At 57.4% G+C, this 9,191-nt stretch carries 7 protein-coding genes and 4 pseudogenes; 7 read left to right on the forward strand and 4 right to left on the reverse strand.

Going from position 1 to position 9,191, the window contains the following annotated elements:
- The 3 genes and pseudogenes from AC1DVH_RS21530 to AC1DVH_RS21540 all read left to right on the forward strand — a co-directional run.
- A partial coding sequence (locus tag AC1DVH_RS21530) for a methyl-accepting chemotaxis protein (protein ID WP_477755509.1) occupies positions 1 to 429 on the forward strand: 429 nt, incomplete at its 5' end.
- A 34-nt stretch (positions 430 to 463) separates the two neighbouring features.
- Positions 464 to 712, forward strand: a pseudogene (locus AC1DVH_RS21535) (group II intron reverse transcriptase/maturase); the annotation flags it as partial.
- Between the two features lie 157 nt (positions 713 to 869).
- Positions 870 to 1,024, forward strand: a pseudogene (locus AC1DVH_RS21540) (histidine/lysine/arginine/ornithine ABC transporter ATP-binding protein); the annotation flags it as partial.
- 76 nt (positions 1,025 to 1,100) lie between these two features.
- Here the strand turns inward: AC1DVH_RS21540 and csiR are convergent.
- Complete coding sequence (gene csiR, locus AC1DVH_RS21545; protein ID WP_223531903.1) at positions 1,101 to 1,799, reverse strand: DNA-binding transcriptional regulator CsiR; 699 nt, start codon at positions 1,797 to 1,799, stop codon at positions 1,101 to 1,103.
- A 195-nt stretch (positions 1,800 to 1,994) separates the two neighbouring features.
- Here csiR and glaH point away from each other — a divergent pair, with 195 nt between their 5' ends.
- The 4 genes from glaH to AC1DVH_RS21565 all read left to right on the forward strand — a co-directional run bounded on the left by glaH (position 1,995) and on the right by AC1DVH_RS21565 (position 7,320).
- Positions 1,995 to 2,972 (forward strand): glutarate dioxygenase GlaH, encoded by a 978-nt coding sequence (glaH, locus tag AC1DVH_RS21550; protein ID WP_056723351.1) that lies wholly within the window; start codon positions 1,995 to 1,997, stop codon positions 2,970 to 2,972.
- A gap of 89 nt (positions 2,973 to 3,061) precedes the next feature.
- A complete protein-coding gene (gene lhgO / locus AC1DVH_RS21555; protein ID WP_477755510.1) occupies positions 3,062 to 4,336 on the forward strand; it encodes an L-2-hydroxyglutarate oxidase in 1,275 nt (424 codons plus the stop codon).
- 13 nt (positions 4,337 to 4,349) lie between these two features.
- Positions 4,350 to 5,798, forward strand: a complete 1,449-nt coding sequence (gene gabD / locus AC1DVH_RS21560) for an NADP-dependent succinate-semialdehyde dehydrogenase (RefSeq protein WP_477755511.1) — start codon at positions 4,350 to 4,352, stop codon at positions 5,796 to 5,798.
- A gap of 100 nt (positions 5,799 to 5,898) precedes the next feature.
- On the forward strand, positions 5,899 to 7,320 hold the full coding sequence (locus tag AC1DVH_RS21565) for an aspartate aminotransferase family protein (RefSeq protein ID WP_223531556.1): 1,422 nt from the start codon (positions 5,899 to 5,901) through the stop codon (positions 7,318 to 7,320).
- Between the two features lie 96 nt (positions 7,321 to 7,416).
- On the opposite strand, the pseudogene AC1DVH_RS21570 reads toward AC1DVH_RS21565, so the two are convergent.
- The 3 genes and pseudogenes from AC1DVH_RS21570 to AC1DVH_RS21580 form a co-directional block, all read right to left on the reverse strand.
- Positions 7,417 to 7,896: pseudogene (locus tag AC1DVH_RS21570) on the reverse strand (ISL3 family transposase); the annotation flags it as partial.
- Positions 7,897 to 8,236: 340 nt separating this feature from the next.
- On the reverse strand, positions 8,237 to 8,980 hold the full coding sequence (locus AC1DVH_RS21575; protein WP_223531555.1) for a PDC sensor domain-containing protein: 744 nt from the start codon (positions 8,978 to 8,980) through the stop codon (positions 8,237 to 8,239).
- Between the two features lie 108 nt (positions 8,981 to 9,088).
- Positions 9,089 to 9,191 (reverse strand): annotated as a pseudogene (locus AC1DVH_RS21580) (FadR/GntR family transcriptional regulator); the annotation flags it as partial.

Consider the following 9,191-nt stretch of genomic DNA (forward strand, 5'->3'; position numbering starts at 1 on the left):
GGTGAGCATGGTCGCGGATTCGCGGTAGTAGCTGACGAGGTGCGTGGCTTGGCACGCCGCACACAGCGTTCTACTGCCGAAATCGAAGACCTGATCAGTCGCCTGCGTGGGGTCGCCCAGCAGGCAACTGAACGGTTACAGGGTAGTCATGCACTGACAGGGGAAGCAGTGATCCTTGCTGGTCAGGCATCTCAGGCGCTGACACGGATTACTCGCGCCGTATTGAGCATTGAGCAGATGAACAAACAAATCTCAGGGGCAGCGGAGCAACAACGAGTTTTGGCGGAACAGGCTAGCCAGAACATAGTTCGGGTGCGCGAGGTGGCAGAGGAAAGCGCCCAGGAAAGTGTGAAGTTGCAGCGTTTGACGCTTGAACTCCAGCAGGTGGATCAGGAGTTGAATGCAGCAGTCGGTCACTTTCGCACATAAGTATTAACGATTAAGGCGGAAGATGATCGTCGTTGGATGGGTACGTCACTAACTTCGCTGCGTTATCTGGCGTCAATGGAAGCAGCCCTCTACGAGGGCGCGCAACCTGATGCGTCTGGGACTCAACGAAGCGCGGGCCTGTACATCAGCGTCCAATGGCCGGGGCCCAAGGTGGAACTCGGGAGCGCCACATATGAATCAGGCACTGCCGAAGAAACTCTGGGATCAGCTTGGACTGGTCTCAATACTGGATACGATAAACCGGCTTAGCCGCATAACCTGAACCGCCGTATACAGAACCGTACGTACGGTGRTGTGAGAGGACTGCGGGGGCGATACCTTCCAAGTCAGCGATGGTGATCGGATTGCTGCGATCGTGAAGCTGTTAGCGTCAAGTGTGTCGCAGAATATGCGGGGGAGGAGGGTAATTCCGACACCCAGATTCGCCTACATCGGCGCTGGACCCTGAGGTGTGGGAGAAGTGCAGAAAGTCATCCAAGGGCTTGCAGAAGAAGGTCGGACCATGATCATGGTGACCCATGAAATGGGTTTTGCCCGCAAGGTCTCGAACCAACTGCTGTTTCTTCATCAGGGGCGGTCTCAATGAGTAAGCATACTTCAGCTAGAGTGGGCGGGTATGCTCGCTTTAGCCGCCCCGTTCAACCCCAAACTCACGCGGCACTGCCCATTCCTTGCACCAGCATTATCTCGGCGATGATCGGTACCGGCGTCATCAGGTGAGTGCGCATCATGGTGCTGGCCCGTGGCGCATCGCGCGCCAGAATAGCTTCAACCAGCGCAGCATGTTCCTTGCGCTTCAACGCCAGGGCTTCTTCGGAGAAAACCGTCTGGGTCAGCCAAAGGTGGCGGTAGCGTTCGGCCTGGTCAAACAGATAGCCACGCGCCTGTAGCAGGTGTTTTGAACCACAACCGGTGGCAATAGCCGTGTGGAAGGCCTTGTGCCGTTCGTCCCAGACATCCAAGACCTGCTCTCGGGTTTTGACATCCATAACTTTCGAGAGGGTATGGGACTGGGCAAGGATCTGCGCCTCCCAGGCATCGTCACCGCGCTCAATGGCCAAGCCTACGATCATCGCCTCGAGGTTGGCGCGGGCATCGTAGATGTCCTGCATTTCTTTCAACGACATGGGCGCGACCCGGTAGCCCTTCTGGCTGATCACCACCACCAGATGTTCGGCCACCAATTGCGAAAGCGCCTCTCGCAGCGGGCCAACCCCCAAGTCATAACGCTCCTTGAGCCCGCTCATGAGGAGCTTCTCTCCGGGCTTGAAGACCCCGCGAATGATGTCCTGTTTGAGTCGCTCATACCCGCTGAATGCAGAGTTCTGCTTGGGGGTGAGGCTATCCAAAGGTACTGCTCCTGAAAACGACAAGGTCCAATCATACCTAAACATCTGTCATACGAAAAACATAAGACGGAGTGGTGTTTTGTCGATCATAAATAAAAATGTAGACATTTTAAATTTATGGCGATATTTTTGCCCTGAGCCTGATCCGCATCGATGCTGGAGGGGCCAATCCCTACCTTCTGCCCAGGAACTGCCATGAACGCCTTTACGCAAATTCAGGACCTTGTGATGCCACTGCCATCGGAGTGCAAGGGTTTCACTCTCACCCCTTCCAGCCAGTCACCGCGCCTGCTTGAGCTGAAATTTGCCAAGCAAACCGTCGACGCGTTCATAAAGGCGGTGACGCAATGGCCGGTCCAGGCTCTGGAGTACAAATCGTTCCTGCGCTTCCGGGTTGGCCAGATACTTGACGAGCTGTGCGAAGGCACCCTGCGCCCGGTGTTGATCAACACCATTCTCGACCGCGCCACCGGCGGCATGCTGATCACGCCGGAGGGGTTGAACGAAGTGTCCCAGGCCGATGACATGGTCAAGTTTTCCTCGGCCGTCGCGCACTTGATCGGTCGCTCCAACTTCGATGCCATGAGCGGCCAGTTCTACGCGCGCTTTGCAGTAGTCAACACCGACAACTCCGACAGCTACCTGCGCCAGCCACACCGGGTCATGGAACTGCACAACGACGGCACATTTGTTCAGGAGCGCACTGACTATGTGCTGATGATGAAGATTGACGAGCAGAACATGGAGGGCGGCAACACCCTGCTGCTGCACCTGGACGATTGGGGAGACCTGAACCATTACTACACGCATCCGCTGGCCCGCCGTGAAATGCGCTTCACCGCGCCACCGAGCAAGAACGTGCGTGAAGACGTGTTCCATGCGGTGTTCGACAACGACGCCGAAGGCCGCCCGACGATGCGCTACATCGACCAGTTCGTGCAGCCCAAGGACTTTGAGGAAGGCATTTGGCTGACCGCCATGAGCGAATCCCTGGAAGGCAGTCAGGAGAAGGTTTCGGTACCGGTGCCGGTCGGAAGCTTCGTGCTCGTCAACAACATGTTCTGGCTGCACGGTCGTGACCGCTTCACCGCCCACCCGGGCCTGCGTCGTGAGCTGATGCGTCAGCGCGGCTACATCAGCTACCAAAAAACCATGTACCAGCGCGGCCAGTAAGGTTTGCCAAACGCTGAAGTGACGAGGGCCACCTCATGTGGCCCTTGTCGCGCTTCCAACAAAAACGTAATTCAGGTGGGTGCAAGCTAATGGCTGCGTACGACTTCATCATCATCGGTGGCGGCATTGTGGGTATGTCCACGGCCATGCAACTGGCCCAGGTTTACCCGGACGCAAAAATCCTCTTGCTGGAGAAAGAGTCCGGCCCGGCCAAGCACCAGACCGGCCACAACAGTGGCGTAATCCATGCTGGCGTCTACTACACCCCGGGCAGTCTGAAGGCGCGCTTCTGCCTGGAAGGTAACAAGGCCACCAAGGCCTTCTGCGACAAGCACGGCATCCCTTTTGATGAGTGCGGCAAGCTGCTGGTGGCCACCAACGAGCTGGAAATGCAGCGCATGAGCGCGTTGTGGGACCGGACCGAAGCCAATGGGCTGAGGCGTGCATGGCTGTCGGCCGCCGAGCTGCGCGAGCGCGAGCCGAACATCGTCGGCCTGGGCGGTATCTACGTGCCTTCGAGCGGCATTGTGAACTACGCCGAGGTCACTGCGGCCATGGGCCGAGAATTCGAAGCCGCCGGTGGTGAGATCCGCTACAACAGCGAAGTCGTCGCCATCGACGAGCGCCCCGATGAAGTCGTGGTCCGAACCGACACCCTGGAGCACCACGGGCGCTTCCTGATCACCTGCTCGGGCCTGATGGCTGACCGCGTGGTGCGCATGCTCGGGATCAAGCCCAACTTCATCATCTGCCCGTTCCGCGGCGAGTATTACCTGCTGCCCAAACAGCATAATCAGATCGTCAACCACCTGATCTATCCGATCCCGGATCCGTCCATGCCATTTCTCGGCGTGCACCTGACCCGCATGATCGACGGCACCGTCACTGTCGGCCCCAACGCAGTGCTGGCGATGAAGCGCGAAGGCTATCGCAAGACCGATTTTTCGCTGTCGGACATGTTCGAAACCCTGACCACCCCGGGCATTCTGAAGGTGCTGATGAAGAACCTGCGCCCCGGCCTGATCGAGATGAAAAACTCACTGTTCAAGGGCGGCTACCTGAAGGAAGTGCAGAAGTACTGCCCGAGCATCAACAAGAGCGACCTCACCGCCTACCCGGCCGGTGTGCGCGCCCAGGCTGTCTCGCTTGACGGCAAGTTGATCGACGATTTCCTGTTCGTCAACACCGCCCGTAGCGTCAGCGTCTGCAACGCCCCGTCGCCTGCAGCGACCTCCGCCATCCCGATCGGCGCATACATCGTCGACAAGGTCCGTGAGCAGCTAGCAAGCACTGGTGTCAGTTTTGTCAAACCCGCCAACTCCACTCGGACCGCCCCGATGGCGGCTTCCGGCGCAACCCGCTAACGAGGAATTTCGCGTGCAACTCAACGATCCGAAACTGTTCCGCCAGCAAGCCTATATCGACGGTGCCTGGGCAGATGCTGACAGTGGCCAGACCCTCATGGTCAACAACCCGGCCACCGGTGAAATCATTGGCAGCGTGCCGAAGATGGGGGCGACTGAAACCCGTCGTGCCATTGAAGCCGCCGATAAGGCGCTACCGGCCTGGCGCGCCCTGACCGCCAAGGAGCGCGCCAACAAGCTTCGCAAGTGGTTCGACCTGATGATGGCCAACCAGGAAGACCTGGCCCGCCTGATGACCCAGGAGCAAGGCAAGCCACTAACCGAGTCCCGTGGCGAAATCGCTTATGCCGCTTCCTTTCTGGAGTGGTTCGGCGAAGAGGCCAAGCGCGTGTATGGCGACATGATCCCCGGTCACCAGGTCGACAAGCGCCTGATGGTGCTCAAGCAGCCGATCGGGGTTACCGCGGCCATCACTCCGTGGAACTTCCCTTCGGCGATGATCACCCGCAAGGCCGGTCCGGCCCTGGCCGCCGGCTGCACCATGGTCCTCAAGCCGGCCTCGCAAACGCCTTACTCGGCCCTGGCCTTGGCCGAGCTGGCCGAGCGCGCCGGCATTCCGAAAGGCGTGTTCAGCGTGGTCACCGGCAGTGCCGGCGAAGTCGGCAGCGAGCTGACCGCTAACCCGCTCGTGCGCAAGCTGACCTTCACCGGCTCCACCGAAATCGGCCGCCAGCTGATGATCGAGTGCGCCAAGGACATCAAGAAGGTGTCGCTGGAACTGGGCGGCAATGCACCCTTCATCGTCTTCGATGACGCCGACCTGGATGCGGCCGTCGAGGGCGCGCTGATCTCCAAGTACCGCAACAATGGCCAGACCTGCGTCTGCGCCAACCGCCTGTATATCCAGGACGGCATCTACGATGCCTTCGTCGACAAGCTCACCTCGGCCGTGGCCAAGTTGAACATTGGTAATGGCCTGGAAAACGGCATCACCACCGGCCCCCTGATCGACGCCAAAGCCATGGCCAAGGTTCAGGAACACATTGAAGACGCTGTGAGCAAAGGCGCTCGCGTGGTCGCCGGCGGCAAGCCGCACGCCCTGGGCGGGACCTTCTTTGAGCCGACCGTGCTGGTCGATGTACCGAGCAACGCCGCCGTCGCCAAGGAAGAAACCTTCGGCCCACTGGCGCCGCTGTTCCGCTTCAAGGATGAAGCCGATGTGATCGCCATGGCGAACGACACCGAGTTCGGCCTGGCCTCCTATTTCTATGCACGCGACCTGAGCCGTGTGTTCCGTGTGGGCGAGGCGCTGGAGTACGGCATTGTCGGCGTCAACACCGGGATCATCTCCAACGAAGTGGCGCCGTTCGGTGGCATCAAGGCCTCGGGTTTGGGTCGTGAAGGCTCCAAGTACGGCATTGAGGACTACCTGGAAATCAAATACCTCTGTATCGGCGTGTGATCACGGCGGACATTCATCAAGCGTCAAGAGGGGTGGAGATGAACACCCACCAAAGCCTGTAACAACGCCATATGGCCGCCATTCCCCGGAGTTCCTTAACATGAATCGCTCGTATCTTTCGCTCGCCGAAAAGGATGTTCAGCATCAACTGCACCCCTACACGGATGCGCGACTGCACCAGGAAGTAGGCCCGCTGATCATTGAGCGWGGCGAAGGCGTTTACGTCTATGACAACCAAGGCAAGCGTTATCTCGAGGCGATGTCGGGTCTTTGGAGTGTGGCGCTTGGCTTCAGTAATGAGCGCCTGATCAAGGCGGCAGAGCAACAGCTACGCAAACTGCCCTTTTATCACCTCTTCAGCCACAAGGCTCACACGCCCAGTATCGAATTGGCCGAGAAGCTGATCGAACTCGCCCCGGTGCCGATGAGCAAAGTCTTCTTCACTAACTCAGGCTCTGAAGCCAACGACACCGTCGTCAAGATGATCTGGTATCGCAACAATGCCATCGGCAAGCCTGGCAAAAAGAAGTTCATTAGCCGTCACAATGCGTATCACGGCATTACTGCTGTCAGCGCCAGTCTGACCGGGCTACAGGTGAATCAACGTGGTTTTGATGTGCCGCTGCCCGGCTTCTTTCACGTTGCCTGTCCGCACCACTATCGCAATGCCAAACCTGGCGAGACCGATGAACAATTTGCTGATCGCCTGGCTACCGAACTGGAAAATGTCATTCTCCGGGAGGGCCCGGAAACCGTAGCCGCTTTTTACGGCGAACCGCTGATGGGGGCGGGCGGCGTGATCGTGCCTCCGCGCACATATTGGGACAAGGTTCAAGCCGTGTGCCGCAAATATGACGTGCTGGTCGTTGCTGATGAAGTGATTTGCGGCTTTGGTCGTACCGGTAAGATGTTTGGCTGCGAAACCTTCGGCATCAAGCCGGATGTCATGGTGGTTTCCAAGCAACTATCTTCTTCGTATCAACCGATCGCGGCGGTCCTGATCAACGATAAGGTCTTCGAGGGGATCGCCGATCAGAGCCACACCTTCGGTACTCTGGGTCATGGCTTCACCGGCAGCGGCCACCCGGTTGCGACCGCAGTTGCGCTGGAAAACATAAAGATCATTCAAGAAGAGCATCTTGTTGAGCACGCCTGCGAGTTGGGCGAGCAACTTCAGGCCGGACTGGCTCAATTTGCGGATCATCCGTTGGTAGGGGAGGTCAGGGGCTGTGGATTGATCGCTGCTGTGGAGCTCGTTGCGGATCGTCGGACAAAGGAGCCGCTGGATACGGTTGGGAAGCTGGGGCGCTACCTGGCGGGACGTGCGCAGGAGTACGGCATGATCACAAGGGCGATGGGAGACTCGATCGCATTCTGTCCGCCGTTGATTTCCACGAAAGAAGAAATAAAGCTCGTGGTCGATATTTTCAGCCGCGCACTCGACGACACGGACCGCTGGTTCGGCCTGGGTGTCAATCAAAGCCTGTGGCATCAGTGGGAAGGCTACACGCACAACTCCTGATAGTGCGTCTCGGCGTCATAAAGATGTATTGATCATCGGCGCGGCCCAGGTACTGGTCGCGCCACCACCTTTGTTTCGCGGGTAAAAAATGGTACTTCACGGATTTCCGGGAAAGACGTTCTTGAACTTCATGAAAAAGAATTGCTGTCCCGGTAGCCGTACGCCATTCGCTTGATGACCATGATTCGATATTTATTCCTTCTAATTGACCGGTGTGCATCGGCCAACGAACCCTGCTCATAATGCCTCTAGATGAACCTGTTGTTCCGGCTTCTTCAGGTTCTCTGGATTGCGCAGCAGTAACCAGCGGGCTTGCTTGATAACCTATAGGGCTGGCTGGTTTGTCGTGATGCAGTCGATTGGTCTCGTCGACTCGCACCCGATTGATCATTTCTCGGCCATATTTGATGACCACGTGGAAAAGGTCGTAGACCTCCCGCGCTTTCAGGCAATGCTGGCTAATCTCCAGGTCAAAAGCTGTATTCATGTCCATCGCTGCGGCTTCGATTTGAGCACAACCTTCTGGCTCCATTCTTCGAAAAATGGCCTGATCGCGGCGCGGGTTTTAGACAGACCCGACAGTTTGGCATGAAGCGTCAAAGCTCTTGTTTCTGTTGTCCCCGGGGCTTCGCGAAGAACCTCAGTGGCTGCGCGACCACCTGCGGCTACGGAAATGACAGTCCTTCTAGAGGTGGTGTTCTTCCATTGTCGCGGTGAGCGAGCACAGCCTTGCCAAGTCTGTTGAGTTGGTTCTTGTGCAATAGCCTGACGGGAAGGCGGCTGGATGGGGGGCGCTTTTCAGTAATGCAGTGCGAGGCGACCTTCAGCCATCCATGGCTGGAGCTTTCATTCGACAGGATTCTTCCTGAAGCGAATGGGTTGAGATTTGGTTCTTCAAACCAAGATGGAGTCTTGATCAAAACCTTGGGACAGGCCGCTCCACGACGCTCCAATATGACGATGTGTCGATAAGGCTCAGGACGCGACCCTGTTCTTTGTCCAGGCTCAGGGTGCCTCGGATCAAATCACCGGCCAGCCAACTCGGTGTGTTAGCCGCCAGCACTCTACCTTCGGCATTGAGCAACAACGCCTCGTTACTGACCCGCATGAGGCTGCGTACGAGCAAGGGTTCCAAGGAGTGCAGAGAAATATCGGCAGCGGCCACACCAATGAAGCGATCTGCGAAAAAGATAGGAACCGAGAAGGCAACGATGTACTGCTCCGTGCCGTACAAATCCACAAACGGGCCGTCTATGGAGGGCTGCCGGGTTTGCTGGGGGCGAGTGTACCAAGGCATGTGCAGGTAATCGTAAAAGCGGTCGCTACGGCTATTAAAATTCAGTGTCAGAGGCTGGATCTCTTCTTTTTGGGTTCGGCACCACCACTCCAGATGCATCTCGCGATCTTCCAGCTCACCAGGAGCGAAGACAACTCCGGCGCCATGAAACTTGAGGCTCTCCGAGTTCAGGATCTGTCGGATTATCGGCAGCAATGGCTTGAGGTCGCCTTGGCTGGGGTGCTTCGTGTTGCAACACAGATGTTCCCAAATGCTCAATACTTGGGCGCTCATATCGTTGAGCCCCTTGAATACGTTACTAATGGAAGCGTTGATCAACGTGGCACATTGGGACAACTCGTTTGCTGACATTTCGTTAGCCATGGCTCTACCTCATGACTCAGAGAAGACAATGCGGTGCCTGCAGTCGACGGGGTATGCGACACCGAGCTGCATAGCGAGCGAATAATTCAGCAAGTTTCGTTCCATTCATTAGTCGCCTTCTGCCATTTGTTGTAGTCGTAGGGTGCTTAGGCGGCGAACGCCTCGTGTTACATGTGCTTCTGCCAGTGCGCCGGCCAGATTGGCGTCGTTC

This window comes from Pseudomonas sp. P4_C3 (genome assembly GCF_056402075.1).

Bases quoted from the DNA above. Each gene is read 5' to 3' on its own strand.
- glaH (WP_056723351.1), top strand. From the start codon at position 1,995: ATGAACGCCTTTACGCAAATTCAGGACCTTGTGATGCCACTGCCATCG.
- lhgO (WP_477755510.1), top strand. From the start codon at position 3,062: ATGGCTGCGTACGACTTCATCATCATCGGTGGCGGCATTGTGGGTATG.
- AC1DVH_RS21575 (WP_223531555.1), bottom strand. From the start codon at position 8,980: ATGGCTAACGAAATGTCAGCAAACGAGTTGTCCCAATGTGCCACGTTG.